Below are 709 nucleotides of genomic sequence, written 5' to 3' on the forward strand. Positions count from 1 at the left end.
CGCGGCATCATCGTCACGCATCAGACCATTCGAAGCTGGGCGGAGAAATTCGGACGGCATTTCGCCCGGGAGATCAAGCGACGGTCAGCCGGCTGCCTGGGCGACAAATGGCATCTCGACGAATGTGTGGTGGCCATCAATGGCAAGAAGCAGTGGCTCTGGCGTGCGGTCGATCAGGACGGCTTCGTCCTCGACGTACTGGTGCAAAGCCGCCGAAATGCCAAGGCGGCAAAGCGTCTGATGCGTAAGTTGCTGAAGGCTCAAGGGCGGACACCACGGGTCATGATCACCGACAAGCTCCGGTCCTATGATGCCGCCAGGCGCGACCTCATGCCCGGTGTCGAACACCGGTCGCACAAAGGCCTCAATAATCGAGCGGAAAATTCGCACCAGCCGACCCGACGACGCGAAAGGACCATGAAACGCTTCAAGTCGGCACGCCAGCTTCAGCGGTTCGTTTCCATCCATGATCCGATTGCCAACCTGTTCCACTTTCCCCGCAATACGTTGTCATCGGCTCAACATCGAGACCTGCGTAACGCCGCCATGCAAATCTGGAACAAAATCGCGTGTGTCGCCCCAGCCTGACAGCCGCCCCGGCCAGCTATCGCTGCATCAATCCGCTGATAACTTTACAGTGCCTGCGGGCGGCCATCAGTGTTTTACGCTAGGGTCGGGTTGTTGAAGACCAACCTGACGGAAAGACCAC

1 protein-coding gene is annotated in these 709 nt (G+C 58.7%); it reads left to right on the forward strand.

All coding sequences use genetic code 11. From position 1 onward, the window contains the following. Nucleotides 1-588 (forward strand): IS6 family transposase (locus OS035_RS33510; protein ID WP_331815694.1); only part of this gene is annotated, 588 nt, incomplete at its 5' end. Nucleotides 589-709 lie beyond the last annotated feature (121 nt).

Origin of the sequence: Rhizobium sp. 268, from assembly GCF_036571585.1 — a bacterium.
In the GTDB taxonomy this organism is placed as follows: Bacteria; Pseudomonadota; Alphaproteobacteria; order Rhizobiales; family Rhizobiaceae; genus Rhizobium; species Rhizobium redzepovicii.